Source organism: Flavobacterium sp. ZB4R12, from assembly GCF_048276375.1.
In the GTDB taxonomy this organism is placed as follows: domain Bacteria; phylum Bacteroidota; class Bacteroidia; order Flavobacteriales; family Flavobacteriaceae; genus Flavobacterium; species Flavobacterium gawalongense.
This window is the reverse complement of record NZ_JBLNKS010000016.1, coordinates 26,046-51,732: the sequence shown is the minus strand read 5'-3', so window position 1 is coordinate 51,732 and position 25,687 is coordinate 26,046. Positions and strand designations below refer to the sequence as shown.

Genomic DNA, 25,687 nt, shown 5'->3' with positions numbered 1-25,687 from the left:
ATAAAACCAAATCTTTCGCTCCTAAAAATTAGCCTAAAGTTTTTAGTTTTAACATTACTTGAACCACAAAAACTTGAAACTTGGTGTAAATGAATTACTTTTGCAAAAAAGTTATGTTTCGTAACGAATTCATATCTTATAATTTATAACTCATACCCTACAAAGTGAATTACTTATCTGTTGAAAATATCTCTAAATCTTTTGGAGAAAGAACACTTTTTGAAAATATTTCTTTTGGAATCAATAAAGACCAAAAAATTGCCTTCATAGCCAAAAATGGCTCTGGAAAAACGACCATTATGAGTATTATTAATGGTTTAGAAGAATCTGATACCGGACAAGTAGTACTAAGAAAAGGTATAAAAATGGCTTTCCTTTCGCAAAATAACAACTTGCAAGACGAATTGACCATTGAAGAAAGCATTTTTGCATCAGATAATGAGACTTTGAAAGTGATTGAGGCGTATGAAAAAGCATTAGAAAATCCTGAAGACGAAGAAGCATACCAAAAAGCTTTTGACGGAATGGATCAGCACAATGCGTGGGATTTTGAAACCCAATACAAACAAATTTTGTTCAAACTGAAGTTGGAAGATTTCAAACTGAAAGTGAAGAATCTTTCCGGTGGACAGAAAAAACGTTTGTCACTGGCTATCATTTTGATTAATCGTCCTGATTTATTGATTCTGGATGAACCTACGAATCACTTGGATTTAGAGATGATCGAATGGCTGGAAAGTTATTTTGCCAAAGAAAACATTACGTTGTTTATGGTGACGCACGACCGTTTCTTTTTGGAACGTGTTTGTAACGAAATCATCGAATTAGACAACGGAAAATTATACCAATACAAAGGAAATTACTCTTATTATTTAGAGAAAAAAGAGGAACGCATCGCATCCGAGAATTCGAGTGTGGATAAAGCGCAGAATCTTTTTGTGAAAGAATTGCAATGGATGCGCCGTCAGCCAAAAGCGAGAACGACCAAATCGAAATCGCGTCAGGATGATTTTTATGACATTAAGGAAAAAGCACAAAGTCGTCGTCGTGAAAATAAAGTAGAACTGGAAATTAATATGGAGCGTATGGGAAGCAAGATTATTGAGCTTCACAAAATTTCCAAGAAATTCAAGGATCATGTGATCATGGACAATTTCAGTTTTGATTTTCAGCGTGGCGAACGCATTGGAATCATTGGAAAAAACGGAACCGGAAAATCGACTTTCTTGAATTTATTGACCGGAACGTTACCCCTTGATGGTGGAAAAGTGGTGGTTGGCGATACTATAAAAATAGGATACTATACCCAAAGCGGGATTAACCCAAAACCGGGTCAGCGCGTTATTGATGTGATTAAGGAATACGGAGAATTCATTCCGTTGATGAAAGGGAAATTGATTTCGGCTTCGCAATTATTGGAGCGTTTCTTGTTTGATTCTAAAAAACAATATGATTTTGTGGATCGATTGAGCGGTGGTGAGTTGAAACGTTTGTACTTGTGTACGGTTTTGATTCAGAATCCTAACTTCTTGATTCTGGATGAGCCTACCAATGATTTGGATATTGTAACGCTGAATGTATTGGAAAGCTTCCTTTTGGATTATCCGGGATGCTTAGTTGTAGTTTCTCACGACAGGTATTTCATGGATAAAATTGTGGATCACTTATTCATTTTTAGAGGTGATGGTGTGGTGGAAGATTTCCCTGGGAACTATTCTGATTTCAGAGCGTATGAAGACAGTGCTGATGTCGCTCAAAAAGAGGAAAACAAAGCCGATAAGAAAGACTGGAAACAAAACAATCCAACCGGGAATCTGACGTTCAACGAGCAAAAAGAATTCCAAAAAACGGAACGAGAAATAAAAGATTTAGAGATTCAAAAAGCAACTATCGAGCAATTGTTCTCAGACGGAAAAATCGAAGAAGCAGCTATCGAGAAGAAAGCCAACGAATTGAAAAATATCATCAATAAAATTGAGGAGAAAGAAGAAAGATGGTTTGAGCTGAGCGCGAAGATAGAAGGATAAAGTGTCATTTCGACAAAAGACTAGTTTGTCATTTCGACGAAGGAGAAATCACATAACGAGAGCAACTAATGTGATTTCTCCTTCGTCGAAATGACAAAGCACTACGAATCATTTTATATTATTTACAACCCCAACATTTTTAGCAGTAGCGCTGAAAATGTTGGGGTTGTTATTTTTTAGAAAAAAAGCGATTTTAAATTAGTAAGAAAAATTATATAAATAAAAATTTATTTTGATGATTCGTAACCTACATATTCATATCTTTGAAAAATAAAGGATAGCATTTGTCAGACAAATTCAGCTATATTTGGGTGAAGCGAGATAGTTTTATCAGATCTCGATATTAATTTGCAGACATTTTAACGCATAATCGCTGAAAAGAGAAATTACGAAAACTAATAAAAATAAAATGGTAAATCATATTGTTAGACTAAATGGAGAATTCTATGGAAATAGATTTAATGAAGAAATTAACAAAGTAAAAACTATAATTACTCAAAGAGAAGAATTAAGTGAAGACGCATTTAATAAAATTAGACATACAACAAATATAAATTATATAATAAATGGGCTTAATTACGAAGGTGGGCTTATAAGTTATCAAATCTCAAAAAACAATTTAATTATTGGACGTTTAGATTGCTTTGTAGACATTGAATATAAGTTCATCGAAATTTCATTAATTCCGAATTATTAAATTGTAGAAAATCAACTTTAAAAAAATTACATTTTTTTAAAGTAATTCCAATTTCATTGATTGGAATAGGCCTGTATGGAGATTATTATGCTTTTAAAAAACATAATAATGAAAATCCTAACATTTTAATTTACTTGTTACCGATAGCTCCAATGTATCAACGTTTCTATTAATATAACTGCAAAAAAGAAATTATGAAAAAAATAACATTATTACTAATAATGGGATTGTCAACCCAAATGAACTATGCCCAATCTAATAATATAAATGTTACGGTGCAAAGACCAAACCCAATTGGAGATGCAATGGATAAAGTTATGCAAGCTAACGTAGCTAATATAACTGCAAGAGCAAATGAAGCTGAGGCACAAGCATCTAACAATGCTGTTTTCAACGAAACTATAAAAAATAATTATTCTAAAGTAACCATTGATAATCTTATTAATAACACAAATAACTATGAGTATATAGTTATTGAAAATGTAGGTGGCTGGGCGCCTAAGGAAAACACGGAGGACTTAATAAATATTCTTTCAGGAGCAAAAAAATATACTATAATCAACATTAGCAAATACTACAATACTCATAAAAAAAACCCTAGCAATCTAATTAATAATAAAGAAGTTCTTTTTCTTAATTGGCTAAGAGACGCTCAAGGTGATGTTAATAGAATTACGCAACTTTCAGTTAAAAATTCAGAAGGCAAATTAATTTATGAATCTACATCTAAAAATTTGAGTCATGCAGAAATTTTAAAGCCATTGATTTCAAATTATATTTTCACAAAAGAGCAAGCTTTATCAAAAATTGAAGATTTAAAAAAATACTTAGATTTAGGAGTAATTACTAAAGAAGAATATGATTCTAAAATTTCCGAATTAAAACCTATTTTACTAGGTAATAACTAACTAGAACTATTCATAACGATTTCGCGCAAATTTATAATCTTTGCCCTCAACCATGAGATACAAAATAAGAAAATAAAAACCACAGCAAAATTAAATTCTGTTATGGTTTTTATTTTTTTAGGTAAAAAGCAAAAGCGATTCCTAAGTTTGCGACAGATAAAATGTCATTTTAATGATTTGTAATAGCTTATACCTATTTAAGCAAAAGAAAAAAACGGCTATTTTACAACATAACGCAATCCTTATTCGGATATATACTTATTTTTGTCTGATATAAACAAATTAGCCCGAAAATTGAAAATAAAATTATGAATTATGACCTATTTTTATGATGATTATGTTATTGAATTATCCAGAAAATTTTCTGCAAGATTAGAAGATATTAAAGCTGATTATAATTTTGACCTTGGTGATGAATTTGAAATTGCAATCTGTCTTACCTTACGGACTTTTCTACCAACAAAATACGGAATTTGCAGAGGTTTTGTAGTTGATCGAGAAGGAAATAAAGAAGGTGATGATATAATTATATATGATCAATTAAATTTTCCAACAATTAGAACTAACACAAAAGATGATTATTCACGAAAAGAAAATATTCCAATTGAAGCTGTATACGCATATATTGAAGCAAAACATACTTTAAATAAAGAGAGCTTTGAGAAAAGTGTATTACAAATCGGAAAAGTCAAAACGCTATGCCAAACAAGAGGAAAAACAGATTTATACCAAACTGATCCTTGTGTTGGTAAATATGTAGACCGAGGAAATGTACTTGAACATCAGCCAAAATATAGAAATCCAATTTTGACAATAATTCTAAGCAGGTATTCATCAAATATTGACAATAAAAAAGCTGAAAATGAAGAAGAAATTAAAGAATTTTTAAAAACATACCACAATATATTTCCTTCCGATTGTTCAGCTCCAGAATTAATAATTTCAGGAAAAGATAATATTTTAGCTATTGGTTATGTAAACGATAAAAAAGAGCCTATAGGAACATTATTTTATCCAGACAACGGATTTAAAGTTGGTTATGAGAGTTTAATAAAAAAAGATTTAGCGTTTGGGATATTTCTTTGTCATTTAATGGCATCACTAAATTGGATAAGATTAGGAAATATGCCTTGGGTAGACATGCTTAATCAAGCAAGAAAAAACAATAACTGTGGCTAAGAGTTTAGCAAGATTTGGGTTTTATGCTTAATTTAAAAATGGTCTTATACTTGTAAGAATTGGGTTAAACTAAAAAATAAATGCTAGCTTAGTCCCCCGCTCTTCGAAGTATACAATAGTTCTTTGGTTAGGCTGCACAAATGTCTCTGACTTTGTGCCCGCAACAGTGAGCAACAAAATAATAAAGCAAAAAACCACAACAAAATCTAATTCTGTTGTGGTTTTCATTTTATAAACTCGTATAAATGGTTTACGCCAAAAACAAGGTCTTCTTGTGATAATTATATAAAATCGAATCGTAAAGGGTTACTTTAGGCGCAACTTTTTCGGAAGAAGCATCAAACTTGATACCGTTGTATTTGCGGAACAAGTAAATCTCTTTCAAACAATTAGACAAACTCTTATGGATTAATGTCTTAAAAGTTGGCAATTTTTTGTCTCCTACCAATAAATCAATTTGGTAATTCGAACTCGTTTTCGATATATTATTTCCGATGATTCTTATAGTAAATTTTGTCGGAATTCCGTTTTGTTCCCCTTGATACTCTATTACCATAGTATTTAAAATTAAAATGTGATTAAATTAATGTTCAACTTTTATATTTATTGAATTCTGTATTAAAGATAACAATAAAAAGAAAACTGCATAATAACAGCCCTTAAATTATTAATTTACAACAAAACTAATTAATAAAATGGTTTTGAACCTCATTTTAAAACTCTAAAAATTTCATAAATTATTGGGTAGTCCTGATTTACAATCCGTGTCGGTAAATTTGGACAACAAAAAACCACAACCCAATCAGATTTCGGTTGTGGTTTTTATTTAAAATTAAGAATTTCAAACATATATCAACAACAAATTAAATGTCTTTTTATAAAAAAACAATCCTATAAGAAATAGAAGTACAGATAAGCTAACTTAAATGAACTTCTATTTCTTAAATGGTTTAAAATCTGGATTTTGTTTTTTGATTTATTTGTCTTAGTCCACTTTATAAACAATTATTTCATTTTATAACTACTACCAAGGAATAGGATTGTAATCCTTCAAAAACTTCCCGCACCAATGTTTTCCTGTATTAATGCCGTCAAACAATGGATCCATAACCCGTGCGGCACCATCCACAATATCTAATGGCGGTTGGAAATCTTCAAATCAAAAATCATGGTACCATGAATTACTTGAGAGTATGAATTATTTTGCGTATTTTTGAATTATACTATTTAAAAACATGAATGCAATAGAAAGCCATACCGAGGATATAACAAAATTATGCAAAATGCATAATGTTAAGTCATTGTATGCCTTTGGTTCCGTTTTGACTGAAAAATTCAATAACGAAAGTGACATTGACCTAATCGTTGAATTTCAACCATTAGATGTTTTAGATTATGCCGATAATTATTATGATTTAAAATTCTCATTAGAAACCATATTAAAAAGACAAATTGATTTGCTTGAAGAAAAAGCAATTAAAAATCCTTATTTCAGAAAAACTATAAATCAAAACAAACAACTGATTTATGGACAATAACATTAAAACTTGGCTTTATGATATTTTAAGTTCAATTAATGAAATCGAAAGTTATTTTATTGATCTACCAAAAGAATTTAAAGTTTATGAAAATGATTTAAGGACTAAAAGAGCTGTTGAAAGGAATATTGAAATAATTGGTGAAGCAATGAATCGAATTTTAAAAGAAGATAGCGAAATCATTATTTCGAACTCCAGAAAAATAGTGGATGTTAGAAATCGAATAATTCATGGTTATGATTCGGTTTCTGACGAGGTGATTTGGGGAATTGTAATACGACATTTACCCATTCTGCAAAAAGAAGTCGAAAAAATGCTAGGAGAGTAATAAATACTTCCTTTACACCCACAACAAAAAACCACAACCCAATCAGATTTCGGTTGTGGTTTTTATTTAAAATTAAGAATTTCAAACATATATCAACAACAAATTAAATGTCTTTTTATAAAAAAACAATCCTATAAGAAATAGAAGTACAGATAAGCTAACTTAAATGAACTTCTATTTCTTAAATGGTTTAAAATCTGGATTTTGTTTTTTGATTTATTTGTCTTAGTCCACTTTATAAACAATTATTTCATTTTATAACTACTACCAAGGAATAGGATTGTAATCTTTCAAAAACTTCCCACACCAATGTTTTCCAGTATTAATACCATCAAATAACGGATCCATAACCCGTGCGGCACCATCAACAATATCTAATGGCGGTTGAAAATCTTCTTCTTCCTGTTTTCTTTTGGCTAATTCTGCGGGATCTTCGTCGGTTACCCAACCCGTATCTACCGCATTCATAAAAATTCCGTCTTTTGCCAATGTTCCTGAGGAAGTATGAGTCAACATATTCAAAGCGGCTTTGGCCATATTGGTATGCGGATGGCGGTCTTCTTTAAAAAAGCGATGAAATTTCCCTTCCATTGCCGAAACATTTATGATGTGCTTTTGTCCGGTGTTGTCTTTCTTCATCACTTCCGAAAGGCGATTACACAACACAAAAGGCGCTACTGAATTCACCAGCTGCACTTCAATCATTTCAGTCGTTTCTATTTGTCCCAATCGCAAACGCCAGCTGTTGGTTTTTCTCAAATCTACTTGCTGCAAATCGGCATCGAGTTCCCCTTCCGGAAAAACTTCATTCGCCACGAGCGCATTATCAAAAGAATACGGAATCTGGGATAATTTGGCGGAAGCCCGCAATCCAATTCCAGGTTCTGGTCCGTGCCAAGTTACCGGCATATTTTGATTCGAAGAAACTCCTGATGTCAATACTTTTAATTCATCCAGACAATTGGTATGATCCAGTAATAATTCTTGCGCTTGTTGGGGTAAAGATGCTATAGGAAGTTCTTCGTTTTCCATTAAATGCGTATAGAATCCGGCGGGACGTCTTACCGTTTGTGCCGCATTATTGATTAAGATATCCAAACGTTCGTATTTTTGCTCTATGAAATTGCAAAAAATTTCCACACTGGGAATGTGTCGTAAATCCAATCCGTGAATTTTCAAACGATGTCCCCATTCCATAAAATCATCTTCCTTAGAAAAACGCAATGCTGAATCCACCGGAAAACGAGTCGTAGCAATAACAGTCGCTCCACCACGCAGCAACATCAACGTAATGTGATAGCCTATTTTTAAGCGAGAGCCAGTAATAACAGCTACTTGTCCTTTTACGTCTGCGGTTTGAAAACGTTTAGCATAATTAAAATCACCACAATCCGTACACATCGTATCATAAAAGTGGTGCATTTTAGTAAACTCGGTTTTACAAACGTAACAATTTCTGGGAGTTTCCAGTTCTAATTGTTCTTTAAGAGCGAGATGGTTTATAGCCAACAATTTTGGCGCCACAAAAACACTCGCTTCACGGGCATGACGGATTCCAGTTTCTTTACGGGCGGTTCTGTCCCGCTTTTCCATTTTTCGTTTGATTGCCAGTTTTCCATCCTTTTTTCTTCGGGAAAGCTCGTCTCGATCCGGTCTGGAAAACATTCCTGCCGCTTTGATTAAGGCCGTTCGTTGTTCTTTTGGGATATCAAATATTTGATCTGTATCCGTATTCAATTGTGCCAAAATAGCGATGCATCGGTCTATTTCTTCCGAGCTTATGGCAGTCTTATTCTCTATTGCTGATGTTATCATTATATAAAACAGGCATTTTTATTAGCAAAAATACCAAGGGTGCAAATATACTATTTAAAGTGAATAGTATTTAGCGAGAAGTGATTCGTGTAATACCTGAATTATTACTAATACCAATGCATACGCTTTTAGAGTTAATAGCGTTTAACCTATCGGAATTAACTTTTAAGACGTTTTCACTTTAGAATCTGCGTAAATCTGCCAAATCTGCGTGCCTATATTTTTCACGCAGATTTTACAGATTTACGCAGATTATTCACTCCGCACTACTTATTCCTTTTTCGTATCTTCGCGCCTTCTTTATAAAAGCCCTAATAATCTATGTTTTTCCAAATAAAATCGTACTTACAATTCCTTTGGCACTCTAAAAATGAGCATGCAGTACATTCACCGTTTGTATTTACTTTATTGACCAAATGCTTTTATGACAAAAAATCAAAACCGGAATATGCTGTTTTAAAGAATTACAGAAATTCGCTTTTAGAAAACAACAATACCATTGAAGTAACCGATTTTGGCGCAGGTTCGAAAGTTTTCAAATCGAATAAAAGAGCAATCTCCAAGATTGCAAAAACTGCGGGAATTTCTCCGAAGCGAGCCCAATTATTATTTAGAATCACAAATTATTTACAGCCAGACCCGAGCGATAGCGAACAGGCGAAGCAATCTATTTTAGAAATTGGTACTTCATTAGGATTAGCGACTTCCGCGCTTTCATTAGGTAATTTAAAAGCAAAAATAATCACTTTAGAAGGTTGTCCGGAAACTGCAAAAATTGCTCAATTGCAATTTCAAAAATTCAATTGCAACAATGTAGAATCTATTATAACAGCGTTTAATTCTTATTTAGAGAACGGGAATTCATCACTGAATACTGTCACTGAACACTTTTCCTTAATTTATTTTGACGGCAATCACTCCAAGAAAGCAACCTTAGAATATTTCGAATTATTACTTCCAACGACAATTAACGAAACCGTTTGGATATTCGATGACATTCATTGGTCACCAGAAATGGAGGAAGCTTGGGAAATCATCAAAAAACATCCAAAAGTGACTGTAACCATTGATACGTTTCAATGGGGATTGGTATTCTTTAGAAGAGAACAGGAAAAAGAGCATTTTGTGATTCGCGTTTAACGTAAAAAAAATGACAGCCATTACTGACTGTCATTTATAACCTTGAATTAGTAAGTCTTTTATTCTTTAGCTCTTTTCATTTCTCCTGATTTTGCTCCCATTCTATTCACTTTCAACATTGGAGCAAATTTGAATTTTAAACCAGCAATTTTTCTGTTATCATCAGACGAAAGTCCTTCTTTTTCAACAGTGTTTTTTCTGCTGTCAAGTGCTTCGTACATTAATTTAATTTCATCCCAGTCTTCACGTGAATAACTGTCTTTATTATCTTCAGCAGTATGGATGAATTGTTGGTAAACGCTATGTATATTAGCTGCGTTTACCCAACTAAAGTTCATATCATCCCCAATTTTTCCTTGACCAAACAAAGCATTTCTTAATTGTTGTTTTGGATTTACTGGCGCAGCAACAATTTCTTGTTCCGCTTTTTCAGCGTCATATTTAGCTTTTAAAGCTTCATATTTGGCTCTACTTGCATCAAGACGTTCTTGCGCCGCTGCATTATCTTTCATGTTTGCAATAGCAGCTTCAGCTTCTCCGCTTTTCAATTCATAAGTTGCTTCAATCCCCTGCCAGTTACCCTTAGCATCTTCTGCTGCAACATTACCTACTGAATCTACATACATAACGTAGCTATCAACTGATTTCTCAGCTTGCTCCGCTTTTTCATCCTTACAAGAGGTAAATCCTAAAGCGATTACCGCTACACCTAATAATAACTTTTTACTTTCCATAATTTCTTGATTTGATTAAATATTATGATGTAAATCTAAGTAACATTATTCGATTCATAATTATAATCCAAAAATCTTATAAATATTACATATAATTATGAAATAAAAAGAAATAAAGTGTGAATTATATAAATTAACCTTTAAATAGTATAAATAATTACGGACCGATTCTATGTATAAAAAATTGCATTTTAAAAGAAATAAAGTGTGAATTATATAAATTAACCTTTAAATAGTATAAATAATTACGGACCGATTCTATGTATAAAAAATTGCATTTTAAAAGAAATAAGCAAAAATTACAATTATTTGATTTTGGAAAAGTTAGTTCCTATTTTAAATTGAAGAGAAAACGTGTAACAAATTTAAAAAAAGGACTACTTATTAATAATTCGAAAGTCTTTTGTACTTTTAAAATCAAAAATCGTTAATCAGCAATCAAAAATCCCAATGGCAAACCCGCTAATAAAAATAACCAATATCAAACGAGATTTCGTACTTGGAAATGAAATTGTTTACGTCCTAAAAGGCATTGATTTAAAAATAAATAAAGGCGAATATGTGGCACTAATGGGACCTTCGGGATCCGGAAAATCTACTTTAATGAATTTATTAGGCTGTTTGGACACGCCAACTTCAGGAAGTTACATTCTGAACGGAAAAGATGTAAGTCAGATGAAAGATGATGAATTAGCTGAAATTCGCAATAAAGAAATAGGATTTGTTTTCCAGACTTTCAATCTTTTACCGAGAACAACCGCGTTAGACAACGTGGCTTTACCCATGATTTACGCAGGATTTTCTAAATCGGATAGAAATAAGCGAGCCACTGAAGTTTTGGAACAGGTAAATCTTGCCGATAGAATGGATCACCAACCCAACCAACTTTCAGGTGGACAGCGCCAGCGTGTGGCAATTGCGCGCGCTTTAGTCAACAAACCGTCTATTATCCTAGCCGATGAACCTACGGGAAATTTAGACAGTAAAACATCATTAGAAATCATGAAACTTTTTGGAGACATCCATGCCAATGGAAACACCGTTATTCTGGTAACGCACGAAGAGGAAATCGCGGCTTATGCGCACCGAATCATTCGTTTAAGAGATGGACTTATTGAAAGTGACACCACAAAACAAGTGGTCAGTATTCAGTCACCAGTGGTCAGATAAAATACAACACTAATTTCAAGAAATAGCATGAATTTTACAATTTAAAGTTTGTGAAATTTATTTACTTTTTTAAATTCGTGGGAATTAGTGTAATTCGTGTTAAATAAAATATAATTCTTTTTCTAAATTAAACAAATGAAAATCGCTATACTAACCTGCAAAAAACTTCCTGATTTAAATCCCGAAGATCAAAAAATAATTCCTGCATTAGCAAAATATAACATTGAAGCCAAAGCGGTAATTTGGAGTGACAAAACCATCAATTGGACTGATTTCGACTATTTAATTTTTCGCAATACCTGGGATTATTTCGAAAAAGAAACCGAATTTAATATTTGGCTCGACCAAATAGAAAAATCAGGAATTAAAACGCTTAACCCCATTGAAGTAATCAAGCAAAATAAACATAAGTTTTATTTGCGTGAAATGGAAAAGCAGGGAATCACAATTCTTCCAACTGTTTTCATAGATAAAACGGACAATCTCAATCTTGGAGAACGCATTCCCTCACATTGGAAAAAAGCAGTTATAAAACCGGCATTTTCTGCAGGTTCCTATCTCACCGAAGTTTTTGAAATATCGGATATTCCAAAAATAAACGAACAATACAAAGGGATAGCTTCGGAGAAAGAGTTGCTTCTGCAGGAATTCATGCCACAAATTCAAACATTGGGCGAAACTTCTTTTATCTTTTTCAATAAAAAATTCTCCCATGCCGTAAATAAAAAACCTGTTGATGGGGATTTTAGGGTTCAATCTTTATTTGGAGGAAAATATAATTTAGTACAACCCAGCCAAGAATTAATTGAAAAAGCACAAAAAATTGTTCACACTTTCCCAGAAAATTTACTGTACGCCAGAGTTGACGGAATAGTAATTAATGATGTTTTGTACTTAATGGAAATTGAATGCATTGAACCTGATTTGTATTTCAATCTTAGTGAAGGTTCACTGGAACGATTTGTTGCGGCAATAGTGGAATTAATATCCTAAATTTGTTTTTTTATTATACGATTATCCTTTATAACACCTATTCAAAAATGGTTGCCACGAATTACACGAAAAAACACTAATTTCTTTAAATTCTAATTAAAAATTCGTTTAAAAATTGGTGCAATTCGTGGCAAAAAAATATTTAGTTAACTTAACGGACAAGCAAGCAAGCATATTTTATTAAAACGCAAACAAATTACCAACAAACAAATAAACCTTAGATGAAAGTATACACAAAGACTGGAGATAAAGGAACAACAGCGCTTTTTGGCGGAACCAGAGTTCCAAAAGACCATGCCCGCATAGAAAGTTATGGTACTGTTGACGAATTGAATTCTCATATTGGTTTAATTCGGGATCAGGAAATGAATATACACTACAAAGAAATCCTCATAGAAATTCAAGATCGGCTGTTTACTGTTGGTGCTATATTGGCCACACCTCCTGAAAAAGAGGTAATGAAAAACGGCGAACTTCGTTTAAAAAAACTTGGAATTATAGAGTCCGATATCGAATTATTGGAAAATGAAATCGATGCAATGGAAGAAACATTGCCGCCAATGACTCATTTTGTACTTCCTGGCGGACATACCACTGTGTCATATTGTCATATAGCACGCTGCGTTTGTCGTAGAGCAGAACGTTTAGCAGTCCATTTAAGCCACAATGAACCTGTTGCTGAAATCGCAATCAAGTACCTGAACCGACTTTCTGACTATCTTTTTGTGTTGGCACGAAAGTTGTCTCATGATTTGAACGCTGAGGAAGTGCAATGGATTCCGAGGAAATAGTTGGCAGTTTGCAGTGGTCAGTTTGCAGTGAAAAGCGGAACACTAAATACCGAAAACTGGACACTAAATAAAACGTTCTTAACTTTAATTAAAAATAAATCATTTTTTACTTGTCTTTTTCAGTAAAAAATTTATTTTTGCACAAAACTAAATCGACAACAGATGTATTGGACATTAGAATTAGCATCCTATTTAAGTGATGCCCCATGGCCTGCTAACAAAGACGAACTTATTGACTACGCTATTAGAGCAGGAGCTCCATTAGAAGTAGTAGAAAACCTTCAATCTATAGAGGATGAAGGTGAGATATATGAATCAATGGAAGAAATTTGGCCAGATTATCCTACAGACGAAGATTATCTTTGGAATGAGGATGAATATTAAAAAGTAAACCAAGAAAAAGTCTCAAAAGAGGCTTTTTTTTTGTTTAAATTTACACAATTACACAAACAGAAATAAAAACATATTATGAGTTTTATAAACAGTATCATTAAAGTCTTTGTTGGAGATAAATCTCAAAAAGATGTCAAAGCTTTACAACCCTATCTCAACAAAATTAAAACTTTTGAAAATCCCCTAATGTCATTATCCAATGATGAACTTAGAGCGCGTACCGCATTTTTCAAAGATAAAATAAAACAAGATCGCGCTGAAAAAGATGCTAAAATCACCGCGCTAAAACAAGAAGTAGAAAGCATTCAAGACATTGATAAAAGAGAAGATATTTATATCGCTATTGATGCATTGGAAAAAGAAGCCTACGATATTTCGGAAAAAACGTTGATGGAAATTCTTCCTGAAGCGTTTGCCGTTGTGAAAGAAACAGCAAGACGATTTAAAGAAAACACTCAAATCGTTGTAACTGCAACTGCTAAAGATCGTGAACTTTCGGCTACTAAAAGCTATATCACTTTAGACGGCGATAATGCTATTTGGGCCAATTCTTGGAGTGCTGCCGGTAAAGAAATTACTTGGGACATGATTCACTATGATGTACAATTAATTGGCGGAATGGTTTTGCATGAAGGAAAAGTTGCTGAGATGCAAACGGGTGAAGGAAAAACATTGGTAGCAACCTTACCGCTTTACTTAAATGCGCTGACTGGAAACGGAGTGCATTTGGTAACCGTAAATGATTACTTGGCAAAACGTGATAGTACCTGGAAAGCCCCTTTGTTCGAATTTCATGGTTTGACTGTCGAATGTATTGACAATTATCAACCAAGTTCAGAAGGAAGAAAAAAAGCCTATGATGCTGATATTACTTACGGAACCAATAACGAATTTGGTTTTGACTATTTAAGAGATAATATGGCACATTCGCCAGAGGATTTAGTTCAAAGAAAACATAATTATGCCATTGTCGATGAGGTCGATTCCGTTTTGATTGATGATGCCAGAACACCATTGATTATTTCAGGACCAGTTCCGCAAGGAGATCGTCATGAATTTAATGAGTTGAAACCAAAAATTGAAAACTTAGTTAGTTTACAACGTCAATTAGCTAACGGTTTCTTATCAGAAGCAAAAAAATTAATCAAAGAAGGAAATACTAAAGAAGGCGGATTCTTATTGTTGAGAGCCTATAGAAGTTTACCTAAAAATAAAGCTTTAATTAAGTTTTTAAGTGAAGAAGGAATTAAACAATTGCTTCAAAAAACTGAAAATCAATACATGCAGGACAACAATCGCGAAATGCATAAGATTGATGAAGCTTTGTATTTTGTAATTGAAGAAAAAAACAACCAAGTTGAATTGACTGATAACGGAATCAAATTCCTTTCAGGAGATACGGATCCAGACTTTTTCGTTCTTCCGGATATTGGAACTGAAATTGCAGCTATCGAAAAGAAAAAACTGGATAAAGACGCGGAAGCAGAAGAAAAAGAAAAATTATTCCAAGATTTTGGTATAAAAAGTGAGCGTATTCATACTTTGACGCAACTTTTGAAAGCCTATGCTTTATTCGAAAAAGATGTGGAATATGTAATCATGGACAACAAAATCATGATTGTTGATGAGCAGACTGGTCGAATCATGGATGGCCGTCGTTATTCTGATGGATTGCACCAGGCCATTGAAGCTAAAGAAAATGTAAAAATTGAAGCTGCAACACAAACCTTTGCAACGGTAACTTTACAAAACTATTTCAGAATGTACAGCAAATTAGGCGGTATGACTGGAACAGCAGTAACTGAAGCAGGTGAGTTATGGCAAATATATAAATTAGACGTTGTTGAAATTCCTACTAACAGAGGGATGGCAAGAAAAGACAAAGAGGATTTTATTTATAAAACGACTCGTGAAAAATTCAATGCCGTAATCGAAGATGTAACCGAATTATCAAAAGCAGGAAGACCGGTATTAATTGGAACAACTTCAGTTGAGATTTCGGAATTACTAAGCCGAATGTTAAAAATGAGAGGTGTTACGCACAATGTATTGAATGCAAAAATGCACAAACAAGAAGCTCAAATTGTTGAAGAAGCAGGGAAATCCGGTGTTGTGACAATTGCTACTAACATGGCTGGTCGTGGTACTGATATCAAATTATCTGCTGAAGTAAAAGCTGCTGGTGGATTAGCAATTGTAGGAACGGAACGTCACGATTCGCGTCGTGTTGACCGTCAGTTACGTGGTCGTGCAGGTCGTCAAGGTGACCCAGGAAGTTCTCAGTTCTATGTTTCTCTTGAAGATAACCTAATGCGTTTATTTGGTTCTGAAAGAGTTGCTAAAGTAATGGACAGAATGGGATTGCAGGAAGGTGAAGTGATTCAACATTCTATGATGACTAAATCTATCGAACGCGCTCAGAAAAAAGTAGAAGAAAATAATTTTGGTGTTCGTAAACGTTTACTGGAATATGATGATGTTATGAATGCACAACGTGAAGTAATTTACAAACGTCGTCGTCATGCCTTGTTTGGAGAGCGATTGAAATTAGATATCGCTAACATGCTTTATGATACTTGTGAGTTGATTATTGACGAAAACAAAGCAACAAATAATTTCAAAAACTTTGAATTCGAATTGATACGCTATTTCTCTATTACTTCTCCGGTTACCGAAAGTGAGTTTTTAAAATTGAGTGAAATGGAATTGACAGGTAAAGTATATAAAGCTACACTTGAATTCTATACAGAAAAAACAGAAAGAAGCGCCAGAGAAGCATTTCCTATTATAAAAAGTGTTTACGAAGATAAAAACAACCAATTTGAGCGTATTGTAGTTCCTTTTACTGATGGAATAAAAACCTTAAATGTGGTTACAGATTTGAAAAAAGCATACGATACTGAAGGTGCACAACTCGTTGCTGATTTTGAGAAAAATATCACTTTGTCTATTGTAGATGAAGCTTGGAAAAAACACTTACGTAAAATGGATGAGTTGAAACAATCGGTTCAACTGGCAGTTCACGAACAAAAAGATCCTTTGCTTATTTACAAACTGGAAGCTTTCAATTTGTTCAGAGCAATGTTAGACAACGTAAATAAAGAAGTTATTTCATTCTTGTTTAAAGGTGATTTACCGGCTCAAGAGAATCAGCAAATTCAAGAAGCAAAAGAAGTTCGTCAGAAAGAAGACTTTAAATTAAGTAAAGACGAAATTGCTTCGCCAGTTCGGTCTTCGACCTCGGGTCCAAATAGCGAAAATATAAATCGTGAAGCTGGTGACTCGAGCGCAAGCGAACAGGCGAAGCAAACCCAACAACGACAAGTAACCGAAACTATCGTGAGAGATATGCCAAAAATCAATCGCAATGACACCGTAACGATTCAAAACGTGGCTAACGGACAAATTCAAGAAATGAAATACAAAAAAGCCGAAAGCTTAATCGCCTCAGGTCAATGGGTTATCGTTAACTAATAACCGTTTCGATTCCTTAAAATTAAATTCCTCAATTGCGAAAGTAGTTGGGGAATTTTTTTGCACATCATTTTCAGGAGCAGTTCCCGCCCTACGCTGCAAGCTATTTGGTTTCAAACCCTTTTTCTAGCCGCTGTCAGGAGCTTCCTTTGGTCGCTCTGCCACCACCAGAAAAAAGTGGTTTTCAACCGGCATAGGCTTTCCACTGCTGTCGGGGCTAGGGATTTTGCGATAAACAACTCCGTTTACGGTTTCCCGTAATGATCCTGTAATCAAAGAATATATCTTTAACAAAAAATTAAGTACTAATTCCAATTTATAAGATTTTTCAGTAATTAATTTATATATTAGCTAAATAAATTTTGACGTTTAAGAGGTCTTTCTTCTCAGTTTTGGGGTGATAAGGCTGCTATCGTCAGTAGTATAAACAAGTTAGGCGAATTCGTAAACCCGATAAACAACAAACTTTAAATAGAAATCTATGTTTACAGTAACAATAAATTCAGAGAATAGAAAAAGCAGTTACGAACAATTCGAAAGAGAATTTTTTAAAATATGTAACGAACACAGAGAAAATAACCGAGCGTTAGTATTCGCATTTATATTATACGATTTTGAGAATGAACATATTGGAAAAATATTAGAAGACCCTCATTATTGGCTAAGTCTTAATTCAATATCTGGTGAATATCTGACGGTTTTTAGTTTACATTACAAAGCCGAGGATATGAAATCAAAGCTGATGGATATAATGAAACAAAGAATGAATCAAGGTACGCAAAAAGAATTCAATATGATTCCCACAGATCAAAATCCATCTCAAGACACGAACAAATTAATTCAAAAATATTTCGGCAAAGATTTCAAAATAAAATATCCTTCTGTTTTATTTTTCCAAGTAAAAGAAAACGCTGTTTCGGACAGTCGCTTAATTCAATTAGATCAGGAAGGAATTGAAGCATCATTTTTAGAATTAAAACAATATATAAAAATTGCAGCAGAAGCTCTTCAAGAAGTCAACAGAGAATATAAACATAATGTTGATGAACTGTTCAGTTTAGTTGACCAAAGTGTTTCTGGCTTGAGACAAAAAATACAAATTAAAAAGGGAATCAAAACTGTAACATCGCTTGCAGAGTTAGCTGCAACTGTTACTGGTCTAAACCCATCATGAATTCGCCTAATCGCCGTTTCAAGAAATTGCCGAGTTTTCTGTAGCCGGACGTTTTGGTTTCATGAAGAAACATTATCTTGGCAGAGAGAACTCAGTCCGCTTTCATCAGCAACTTCGTGAATCGACATAACGTTATCGCTAATGCCGTGGAAAAATCGGAAAATATAGAAACTAAACATAACAATTTATTTATTTTTAATGGGAATATTAGATTTTACAAAAAAGCAAGAATTAGAAAAAATTAAATATTTAGAGGATTTAGTTCTTGAAAAAGAAATTTTAGTAGAGCATAAGGAAAATGAATTACTTGGTTTACTGACCAAAATAGAAAAAATTTTAACCGAAAATTCTAGTTTAAATAATGCTTTATTAAACTTTGAACCAATCCTTAAACTAGAAGATGAAATTCAAAGCAAAAAAACTGAACTTGATAAACTAATCTTTGAAAAAGAAACTAATTTAAATCAGTTAATATTTATAAAGAAAGGAGAAATTAAGGAATTAGAAACAAAGTTTGAAGTTTTAGAAAAAGAATATCAACAAGATGCAAAAACTTATTACAATCTAAAGAAGCAAATAAAATTATATAATGAAGATTTTAAAATCATAGATTCTGGTTTATATAATCCTATTTTCAATTTTGAAACTTCTGAAGATTACAAAGAAAGTATTCGGCAAAATTATGAGAAACAAAAGTTATTAATCAAAGAAAATAAGGCAATAACTAGTCATGACGATGAAATATACTACGTAACAGAATATAAATTCCTTACAAGCGGTTATAAAAAAAGTATAAATAGTTATAAAAAATTGATTTTAATTGCATTTAATAGTGAATGTGACGCATTAATAACTAAAGTAAAATGGAATAATATCAATAACTTTCAGTCTAAGATTCAAGATATATTCAATAGAATTAATACTCAAAGTAGAGAATTTTGCGCTTTTATTCTATTGCAAAACTCTATTGTAAATAAGCATCATTCTACTCACGATTTTGGGACGCGATATAAAAATCAAATGATAGAAATTACTAAACCATATTTAGAATTAAAACTCGAAGAATTAGCTTTATATCACGAACAAGAAGTAAAAAAGTATGAAGAAAAAGAAGAAGAAAAAAGGATAAGAGAATTATTTCGAGAAGAAGAAAAAGCACGCAAAGATTTTGAGAAAGCAACTAAAGAAGCTGAAATTGAAGAAGTAATAGTAAAAAAACAACTTGAGCTTGCAAAAACAGAAGCTTTAAACAATAATGAAAATGATATTCTAAATCAAAAAATCCATGATTTAGAAGAAAAACTAAAAGCTGTACAAGATGTAAAAGCAAGAGCAATTTCAATGGCTCAACAAACAAAACGTGGATACATTTACATAATTTCAAATATTGGGTCTTTTGGAGAAAACATATTTAAAATTGGAATGACAAGAAGACTTGATCCCTTTGAAAGAGTTAGAGAATTAGGAAATGCTTCTGTTCCATTTAAATTTGATGTACACACAATGATTTATTCAGAAGATGCTCCAAGTTTAGAAAATGAATTACACAAAACATTTTCTGAAAAGCGAATAAATTTATATAATCACAGAAGGGAATTTTTCAAAATTCCTTTGGATGACATTGAATTAAAAATAAAAGAATTAGATCTTGTAGCTGAATTTATAAAAATTCCAGAAGCAATGGAATATTGGGAAACTCAATCAATACTAACAAGATTACTAAATCAAAATGTAGAAATTGTAAATCTAGAAGAAAACGAAAGTGATTTTCCATTGAATCTCGATAAAAGGCACTAGCGATAACAATCCGTTCCAACAACGATAAGCACTTAATCAAAAGAAAATACTAGATGCGATTGCTTCGTTCCTCGCAATGACTCAGCTAACGTTAAAAATCTAGTTTAAGAGTTCGTTTGCACTACCTTGAGTTTTCCTCAAAATACCTTTCTTCTATTCTTTTAATGTCTTTTATGGAATTTTTGGCCCAAGCCAATCTTTTTACTAAAATTTCATTTTCAGATAAATGCCAATCAATGTTTGAATTACGCAATCGATTCGTCAGATTTTGAATAATGATGGCTGCCGAAACCGAGATATTCAAACTCTCCGTAAAACCTACCATGGGGATTTTTAGAAAACCATCGGCGCGTTGCAAAATTTCTTCAGATAATCCGTCTCTTTCTGTTCCAAAAAATAAAGCGCTAGGCTTCGAAATATCAAAATTTTCCAACAAACAATCATTTTCATGTGGTGTGGTAGCAATGATTTGGTATCCTTTACTTTTTAAAGTATCCACACAGTTCGTAATACTGTCGAATGTATTAATATCTACCCATTTTTGAGCGCCCATCGCAATTTCTTTATCGATACTTTTACCGTAACGCTGCTCGATAACGTTCAATTCCTGAATTCCAAAAATCTCACAACTGCGCATTACTGCACTCGTATTGTGCATCTGGAAAATATCTTCTACGGCAATGGTAAAATGATTGGTTCTGTTTTGTAATACTTTCAGAAATTTTTCTTTTCGATTATCGGTCAGGATATTTTCGAGAAAATTAAGATAATCGATATCAATCATTGTGGGTTATTTTTTTGGCAAAAATACTAAAAAAGAGTAGCTTAAAATAAATATAGTAATTTTGTCATTTCGACGAAGGAGAAATCACATAACGAGAGTAACAAATATGATTTGTTTCACCTGTTCACTTCGTTCGAGTCTCCTTCGTCGAAATGACAAAATAATGAAAAAAAAATTCCATGAAAAAGAAATTAGTGGTTTTGACTGGCGCTGGAATTAGTGCCGAAAGCGGCATAAAAACTTTTCGGGATAGTGACGGACTTTGGGAAGGCCATAACGTCATGGATGTGGCAACTCCCGAAGGTTGGCATAAAAACCCGGCTTTAGTACTCGATTTTTATAATCAAAGACGAAAACAACTCAAAGAAGTAGAACCTAATTTAGGCCATCAAATTCTAGCTGAATTAGAAAATCATTTTGACGTATATATTATCACACAAAATGTAGATGATTTACATGAACGTGCCGGAAGCTCCAATGTGTTGCACTTACATGGAGAATTATTGAAAGTGAGAAGTTCTAAAAATGTAAATTATATTCTGGATTGGCAAGACGATTTGAATTTTGGAGATTTAGATGACAATCAAAACCAACTGCGCCCGCATATCGTTTGGTTTGGTGAGGAAGTACCTGCCTTAGAAGAAGCAATTGCAATAACCCGTAAAGCAGATTATTTTGCTGTCATTGGGACTTCTTTGCAAGTATATCCTGCTGCAGGATTAATCGATTTTACAGCCCGTGAAACACCTATTTTTTATATTGATCCAAAACCCATAAAGATCCCGAATCTCCGAAATCCATTGGATGTGATTCCTGAAGTGGCATCTGAAGGAATGAAAATACTAAAAAAGAAGCTTACCGAGTTTATTTAAAAAACCATTCGTTTTCTAATTTGTCACGAAAGGTTTATATTTGTGCCTTTCGAACAAACAACTAAACAATGACTACTTTAAACGAATTGAATGCTATATCGCCAATCGACGGAAGATATAGAAACAAGACTATTTCGCTGGCTCCATTTTTCTCTGAAGAAGCTTTAATCAAATACCGCGTATTGGTTGAAATTGAATACTTTATTGCTTTGTGCGAAGTGCCGCTGCCACAACTTGCAGCTGTAAACCCGAATTTATTCGAAAGTTTACGTAACATCTATAAAAATTTCTCTACTGAAGATGCCCTTTGGATCAAAGAAACTGAAAAAGTAACCAACCACGATGTAAAAGCGGTGGAATACTTTATCAAAGATGCTTTTGAAAAATTAGGCTTATCAGAATATAAAGAGTTTATCCACTTTGGATTGACTTCTCAAGATATTAATAACACGGCAATTCCATTATCTACAAAAGAAGCTTTCGAGAAAGTTTATATGCCTTCTTTGATTACTTTAACTTCAAAATTGAAAGATTTAAGTGTGGAATGGAAGGACATTCCAATGCTTGCCCGTACACATGGACAACCAGCTTCTCCAACTCGTTTGGGTAAAGAAATTGGTGTTTTTGTAGAACGTTTAGAAGAACAAATGCGTTTGTTGTTCAACATTCCTTTTGCAGCTAAATTTGGCGGTGCAACAGGGAATTACAATGCACATCATGTGGCATACCCACAAATTGACTGGAGAAAATTCGGAGGGAAATTTGTTGAAGAAAACCTTGGTTTACATCACTCCTTCCCTACTACCCAAATTGAACATTACGATCATTTCGCAGCATTTTTTGATGCATTAAAAAGAATTAATACTATAATCATTGATTTGGACCGAGATATTTGGACGTATGTTTCGATGGAATATTTCAAACAAAAAATCAAAGCGGGAGAAATAGGTTCATCCGCAATGCCACATAAAGTAAACCCAATTGATTTTGAAAATTCAGAAGGAAATTTAGGAATAGCCAATGCAATTTTTGAGCATTTATCAGCTAAATTACCATTGTCAAGATTACAACGTGATTTGACGGATAGTACGGTTTTGAGAAATATTGGTGTACCAATGGGGCATACGCTAATCGCTTTTGAAGCTACTTTGAAAGGATTAAACAAATTGTTATTGAACGAACCAAAATTCCACGAAGATTTAGAGAAAAACTGGGCTGTTGTTGCCGAAGCGATTCAAACGATTTTACGTCGTGAAGCATATCCTAATCCTTATGAAGCATTGAAAGGATTGACAAGAACGAATGAAGCGATTGATAAAAAAGCGATTCACGGTTTTATAGCAACCTTAGACGTTTCGGATGAAATTAAAGCAGAGTTGATGCAAATTACTCCAAGTAATTTCTTGGGAATATAAGTTTTAAGAAATTATCCAAATTTGTAAAATCCCGTTGAAAAGAGAAAAAAAATCTTTTTAACGGGATTTTTATTGTTTATAAGATTTTAAAAAAGACTATTTTAACTAAAAATACACTTTAAAAATTAAAGTTTTTTTATATCTTACCAATATACACAAAACCCTTAAAACACAAGTAAACGCCTATGAATACAGCCGAAACAGTAGCAAATGCATCGCACCACTTACAGCCTCTAATTAGTGATTTAGGATTAATTCTGATGACAGCTGCCGTTGCAGTTTTGTTGTTTAAAAAAATAAAGCAACCGCTTGTCTTAGGATATTTGATTGCTGGATTTTTGGCTGGAAATCATTTTGATTTTTTCCCTTCTGTAAAAGATATTAAAAGCGTAGAAGTTTGGGCAGAGATTGGAGTCATATTTTTATTATTTAGTTTAGGTTTGGAATTCAGTTTTAAGAAACTGATGAAAGTGGGTGGAACTGCTTCTATTACAGCTGTCACTCAAATTATTGCAATGGTTGCCATCGGCTATTTGGTCGGTCAATGGATTGGTTGGAAACCAATGGACAGTATCTTTTTAGGAGTTATCCTTTCGATTTCATCCACAACTATTATTCTAAAAACATTTGATGAACTGGGAGTAAAAACCCAAAAATTTGCTGGAATTGTTATTGGTTCGCTCATTGTTCAGGATATTATCGCCATTTTAATGATGGTATTGCTTTCCACTATTGCGGTGAGTCAACAATTTTCAGGAGGTGAATTGCTTCAATCTGTTTTCAAACTGATCTTTTTCTTGACAATATGGTTTGTGGGTGGCATCTTTTTCATCCCGACTTTACTCAAAAAAGCAAAAAGCTTATTGACGGATGAAATGTTGTTAATCATCTCACTTGCTTTGTGTTTGATGATGGTTATCCTTGCTGCCAATGTTGGTTTTTCTCCTGCATTAGGAGCTTTCATCATGGGTTCGATCATTGCCGAAACTACTCAGGCGGAACATATAGAACATTTGGTAAAGCCTGTTAAAGACCTTTTTGGAGCTGTTTTTTTCGTATCCGTTGGTATGTTAATTAATCCCGGGACGTTGTATGAATACGCCTTGCCTGTCGCTGTTTTGACGTTAGTTGTTATTTTGGGGCAATCCATAAGTTCAACAATTGGCGCTTTACTTTCTGGGCAGCCTTTAAAACAATCGGTGCAAACCGGAATGAGTTTGTCGCAAATTGGGGAATTCTCATTTATTATCGCAACACTGGGAATGACATTAAATGTAACCAGTGATTTTCTCTATCCTATTGTAGTGGCTGTTTCAGCAGTGACTACTTTTACGACCCCATTTATGGTGAAATTCGCCACTCCATTTTCGGAATATCTGGAAAAGAAGTTGCCTCGAAAATGGACTAAAAAAATTGAACGTTATAGTGCCAATGCCCAATCCATCAAGTCAGTAAGCAACTGGCAAATAGTCGTACGCGCTTTTCTGACTCAAGTAATCATCCACTCCGTAATTATTGTTGCCATTATTCTAATTTCATCTAAATTTATTCTGCCATTAGTTAAAGGGTCTCAATTTGGAAATACATTTGGCGCGTTGATTACTTTAATAATAATATCTCCTTTTTTATGGGCACTTTCATTGCGACGAGTTGCAGTAAAAGAAGTAGCCATTTTGAGGGAGGAACGCAAATATCGTGGCCCTGTCTTGATGATGATTTTACTGCGAATGCTACTAACCCTTTTTTACATCGGATTTTTATTAAATATCTTTTTCTCTCCCATAATCGCTTTTATAGCTTTGATTGCTGCTGTTGTTGTGTATTTTGTCTTTCCAAAAAAGTTAAATGCACAATACCACAAAATTGAAAATCACTTTCTTGAAAATTTAAATGCCAGAGAAATTATTAAAGCCAAAAGAAGCAGAAGCCATTTAACACCTTGGGATGGCCACATGACCACTTTTGATATTGCGGCAACCTCCAATATTGCTGGAAAAACATTAGATGAATTACGAATTCGGGAAAAAATGGGAATTAATATCGCTTTCATCAAACGTGGAGAGATCATGATTAATATTCCAAATAAAAATGAACGTTTGTTCCCTGGAGATGAAATTTGTGTCATTGGAACGGATAACCAAGTCAAGGAATTTAAATCCTATTTACATCAAAATGAAATAGAAATTCCAGAAAAAGCTACTGAAACAGATATTATCTTAAAACAATTGGAACTCGACGAAGAGGAGTTTATAGGTAAAAATATCAAGGATTCTCAATTACGGGAAAAAACAAAAGGTCTAATTGTAGGGATTGAAAGAAAAGGAAATCGGATTCTTAATCCTGAATCCAGTCTGATATTGGAGAAAAATGATATTCTTTGGGTGGTAGGCAGTAAAAAACTACTAACTACTTTTTTCAAAAATTAACACTAAATAAAGTATAGTGTAAATTATTGTTT

The 25,687-nt window shown here is 33.4% G+C and carries 21 protein-coding genes; 17 read left to right on the top strand and 4 right to left on the bottom strand.

The features are described 5' to 3' along the window. Positions 1 to 164: 164 nt before the first annotated feature. The 4 genes from ACNO7W_RS12625 (at position 165) to ACNO7W_RS12610 (ending at position 4,811) form a co-directional block, all read left to right on the top strand. Entirely contained in the window at positions 165 to 2,027 is a 1,863-nt protein-coding gene (locus ACNO7W_RS12625) for an ABC-F family ATP-binding cassette domain-containing protein (protein WP_417938410.1), read from the top strand. Between the two features lie 409 nt (positions 2,028 to 2,436). After that, positions 2,437 to 2,724 carry a hypothetical protein gene (locus tag ACNO7W_RS12620; protein WP_417938409.1) on the top strand — a complete coding sequence of 96 codons (288 nt, stop codon included), beginning with the start codon at positions 2,437 to 2,439 and terminating at the stop codon, positions 2,722 to 2,724. A gap of 194 nt (positions 2,725 to 2,918) precedes the next feature. Next, the gene (locus ACNO7W_RS12615; protein ID WP_417938408.1) at positions 2,919 to 3,632 is read left to right on the top strand and encodes a hypothetical protein; all 714 of its coding nucleotides are present in this window, start codon (positions 2,919 to 2,921) and stop codon (positions 3,630 to 3,632) included. A gap of 315 nt (positions 3,633 to 3,947) precedes the next feature. Further along, positions 3,948 to 4,811, top strand: a complete 864-nt coding sequence (locus ACNO7W_RS12610) for a DUF6602 domain-containing protein (RefSeq protein WP_417938407.1) — start codon at positions 3,948 to 3,950, stop codon at positions 4,809 to 4,811. Between the two features lie 250 nt (positions 4,812 to 5,061). Here ACNO7W_RS12610 and ACNO7W_RS12605 read toward each other — a convergent pair whose 3' ends face one another. Then, the gene (locus ACNO7W_RS12605; protein WP_143388174.1) at positions 5,062 to 5,367 is read right to left on the bottom strand and encodes a hypothetical protein; all 306 of its coding nucleotides are present in this window, start codon (positions 5,365 to 5,367) and stop codon (positions 5,062 to 5,064) included. Positions 5,368 to 6,046: 679 nt separating this feature from the next. Between ACNO7W_RS12605 and ACNO7W_RS12600 the strand changes: the two genes are divergently transcribed. Together ACNO7W_RS12600 and ACNO7W_RS12595 are read left to right on the top strand one after the other, a co-directional pair. Further along, a complete protein-coding gene (locus ACNO7W_RS12600; RefSeq protein ID WP_143388175.1) occupies positions 6,047 to 6,349 on the top strand; it encodes a nucleotidyltransferase family protein in 303 nt (100 codons plus the stop codon). Then, entirely contained in the window at positions 6,339 to 6,677 is a 339-nt protein-coding gene (locus tag ACNO7W_RS12595) for a DUF86 domain-containing protein (protein WP_143388176.1), read from the top strand. Before ACNO7W_RS12600 ends, ACNO7W_RS12595 begins: the two co-directional genes overlap by 11 nt. A 264-nt stretch (positions 6,678 to 6,941) precedes the next feature. Here ACNO7W_RS12595 and ACNO7W_RS12590 read toward each other — a convergent pair whose 3' ends face one another. Then, positions 6,942 to 8,492: an SDR family NAD(P)-dependent oxidoreductase gene (locus ACNO7W_RS12590; protein WP_417938406.1), complete on the bottom strand. Its 1,551-nt coding sequence runs from the start codon at positions 8,490 to 8,492 to the stop codon at positions 6,942 to 6,944. 321 nt (positions 8,493 to 8,813) lie between these two features. On the opposite strand from ACNO7W_RS12590, the gene ACNO7W_RS12585 reads away from it, so the two are divergent. Continuing rightward, a complete protein-coding gene (locus ACNO7W_RS12585; protein WP_417938405.1) occupies positions 8,814 to 9,632 on the top strand; it encodes an O-methyltransferase in 819 nt (272 codons plus the stop codon). Positions 9,633 to 9,691: 59 nt separating this feature from the next. Here the strand turns inward: ACNO7W_RS12585 and ACNO7W_RS12580 are convergent, their stop codons facing one another. Further along, positions 9,692 to 10,366 (bottom strand): hypothetical protein, encoded by a 675-nt coding sequence (locus ACNO7W_RS12580; protein ID WP_417938404.1) that lies wholly within the window; start codon positions 10,364 to 10,366, stop codon positions 9,692 to 9,694. Between the two features lie 450 nt (positions 10,367 to 10,816). Between ACNO7W_RS12580 and ACNO7W_RS12575 the strand changes: the two genes are divergently transcribed. The 7 genes from ACNO7W_RS12575 to ACNO7W_RS12545 all read left to right on the top strand — a co-directional run bounded on the left by ACNO7W_RS12575 (position 10,817) and on the right by ACNO7W_RS12545 (position 20,158). After that, complete coding sequence (locus ACNO7W_RS12575) at positions 10,817 to 11,536, top strand: ABC transporter ATP-binding protein (protein ID WP_417938403.1); 720 nt, start codon at positions 10,817 to 10,819, stop codon at positions 11,534 to 11,536. A gap of 135 nt (positions 11,537 to 11,671) precedes the next feature. Then, positions 11,672 to 12,529 carry an ATP-grasp domain-containing protein gene (locus tag ACNO7W_RS12570; protein ID WP_417938402.1) on the top strand — a complete coding sequence of 286 codons (858 nt, stop codon included), beginning with the start codon at positions 11,672 to 11,674 and terminating at the stop codon, positions 12,527 to 12,529. Positions 12,530 to 12,750: 221 nt separating this feature from the next. Further along, on the top strand, positions 12,751 to 13,320 hold the full coding sequence (locus ACNO7W_RS12565; protein WP_417938401.1) for a cob(I)yrinic acid a,c-diamide adenosyltransferase: 570 nt from the start codon (positions 12,751 to 12,753) through the stop codon (positions 13,318 to 13,320). Positions 13,321 to 13,482: 162 nt separating this feature from the next. Next, entirely contained in the window at positions 13,483 to 13,704 is a 222-nt protein-coding gene (locus ACNO7W_RS12560; RefSeq protein WP_007138072.1) for a DUF2795 domain-containing protein, read from the top strand. A gap of 84 nt (positions 13,705 to 13,788) precedes the next feature. Then, a complete protein-coding gene (gene secA, locus ACNO7W_RS12555; protein ID WP_417938399.1) occupies positions 13,789 to 17,187 on the top strand; it encodes a preprotein translocase subunit SecA in 3,399 nt (1,132 codons plus the stop codon). Positions 17,188 to 17,668: 481 nt separating this feature from the next. After that, the gene (locus ACNO7W_RS12550) at positions 17,669 to 18,361 is read left to right on the top strand and encodes a hypothetical protein (RefSeq protein ID WP_417938398.1); all 693 of its coding nucleotides are present in this window, start codon (positions 17,669 to 17,671) and stop codon (positions 18,359 to 18,361) included. Between the two features lie 198 nt (positions 18,362 to 18,559). After that, positions 18,560 to 20,158: a DUF4041 domain-containing protein gene (locus ACNO7W_RS12545; protein WP_417938397.1), complete on the top strand. Its 1,599-nt coding sequence runs from the start codon at positions 18,560 to 18,562 to the stop codon at positions 20,156 to 20,158. 121 nt (positions 20,159 to 20,279) lie between these two features. Here ACNO7W_RS12545 and ACNO7W_RS12540 read toward each other — a convergent pair whose 3' ends face one another. Further along, complete coding sequence (locus ACNO7W_RS12540; protein WP_417938396.1) at positions 20,280 to 20,942, bottom strand: TrmH family RNA methyltransferase; 663 nt, start codon at positions 20,940 to 20,942, stop codon at positions 20,280 to 20,282. 179 nt (positions 20,943 to 21,121) lie between these two features. On the opposite strand from ACNO7W_RS12540, the gene ACNO7W_RS12535 reads away from it, so the two are divergent. The 3 genes from ACNO7W_RS12535 to ACNO7W_RS12525 all read left to right on the top strand — a co-directional run bounded on the left by ACNO7W_RS12535 (position 21,122) and on the right by ACNO7W_RS12525 (position 25,655). Beyond that, positions 21,122 to 21,814 (top strand): SIR2 family NAD-dependent protein deacylase, encoded by a 693-nt coding sequence (locus tag ACNO7W_RS12535; RefSeq protein ID WP_417938395.1) that lies wholly within the window; start codon positions 21,122 to 21,124, stop codon positions 21,812 to 21,814. 68 nt (positions 21,815 to 21,882) lie between these two features. Beyond that, on the top strand, positions 21,883 to 23,229 hold the full coding sequence (purB, locus tag ACNO7W_RS12530) for an adenylosuccinate lyase (RefSeq protein ID WP_143388193.1): 1,347 nt from the start codon (positions 21,883 to 21,885) through the stop codon (positions 23,227 to 23,229). A gap of 185 nt (positions 23,230 to 23,414) precedes the next feature. Continuing rightward, positions 23,415 to 25,655: a cation:proton antiporter gene (locus tag ACNO7W_RS12525; protein ID WP_417938394.1), complete on the top strand. Its 2,241-nt coding sequence runs from the start codon at positions 23,415 to 23,417 to the stop codon at positions 25,653 to 25,655. Positions 25,656 to 25,687: the final 32 nt, after the last annotated feature.

Bases quoted from the DNA above. Each gene is read 5' to 3' on its own strand.
- ACNO7W_RS12620 (WP_417938409.1), top strand. From the start codon at position 2,437: ATGGTAAATCATATTGTTAGACTAAATGGAGAATTCTATGGAAATAGA.
- ACNO7W_RS12615 (WP_417938408.1), top strand. From the start codon at position 2,919: ATGAAAAAAATAACATTATTACTAATAATGGGATTGTCAACCCAAATG.
- ACNO7W_RS12610 (WP_417938407.1), top strand. From the start codon at position 3,948: ATGACCTATTTTTATGATGATTATGTTATTGAATTATCCAGAAAATTT.
- ACNO7W_RS12605 (WP_143388174.1), bottom strand. From the start codon at position 5,367: ATGGTAATAGAGTATCAAGGGGAACAAAACGGAATTCCGACAAAATTT.
- ACNO7W_RS12600 (WP_143388175.1), top strand. From the start codon at position 6,047: ATGAATGCAATAGAAAGCCATACCGAGGATATAACAAAATTATGCAAA.
- ACNO7W_RS12595 (WP_143388176.1), top strand. From the start codon at position 6,339: ATGGACAATAACATTAAAACTTGGCTTTATGATATTTTAAGTTCAATT.
- ACNO7W_RS12590 (WP_417938406.1), bottom strand. From the start codon at position 8,492: ATGATAACATCAGCAATAGAGAATAAGACTGCCATAAGCTCGGAAGAA.
- ACNO7W_RS12585 (WP_417938405.1), top strand. From the start codon at position 8,814: ATGTTTTTCCAAATAAAATCGTACTTACAATTCCTTTGGCACTCTAAA.
- ACNO7W_RS12580 (WP_417938404.1), bottom strand. From the start codon at position 10,366: ATGGAAAGTAAAAAGTTATTATTAGGTGTAGCGGTAATCGCTTTAGGA.
- ACNO7W_RS12575 (WP_417938403.1), top strand. From the start codon at position 10,817: ATGGCAAACCCGCTAATAAAAATAACCAATATCAAACGAGATTTCGTA.
- ACNO7W_RS12570 (WP_417938402.1), top strand. From the start codon at position 11,672: ATGAAAATCGCTATACTAACCTGCAAAAAACTTCCTGATTTAAATCCC.
- ACNO7W_RS12565 (WP_417938401.1), top strand. From the start codon at position 12,751: ATGAAAGTATACACAAAGACTGGAGATAAAGGAACAACAGCGCTTTTT.
- ACNO7W_RS12560 (WP_007138072.1), top strand. From the start codon at position 13,483: ATGTATTGGACATTAGAATTAGCATCCTATTTAAGTGATGCCCCATGG.
- secA (WP_417938399.1), top strand. From the start codon at position 13,789: ATGAGTTTTATAAACAGTATCATTAAAGTCTTTGTTGGAGATAAATCT.
- ACNO7W_RS12550 (WP_417938398.1), top strand. From the start codon at position 17,669: ATGTTTACAGTAACAATAAATTCAGAGAATAGAAAAAGCAGTTACGAA.
- ACNO7W_RS12545 (WP_417938397.1), top strand. From the start codon at position 18,560: ATGGGAATATTAGATTTTACAAAAAAGCAAGAATTAGAAAAAATTAAA.
- ACNO7W_RS12540 (WP_417938396.1), bottom strand. From the start codon at position 20,942: ATGATTGATATCGATTATCTTAATTTTCTCGAAAATATCCTGACCGAT.
- ACNO7W_RS12535 (WP_417938395.1), top strand. From the start codon at position 21,122: ATGAAAAAGAAATTAGTGGTTTTGACTGGCGCTGGAATTAGTGCCGAA.
- purB (WP_143388193.1), top strand. From the start codon at position 21,883: ATGACTACTTTAAACGAATTGAATGCTATATCGCCAATCGACGGAAGA.
- ACNO7W_RS12525 (WP_417938394.1), top strand. From the start codon at position 23,415: ATGAATACAGCCGAAACAGTAGCAAATGCATCGCACCACTTACAGCCT.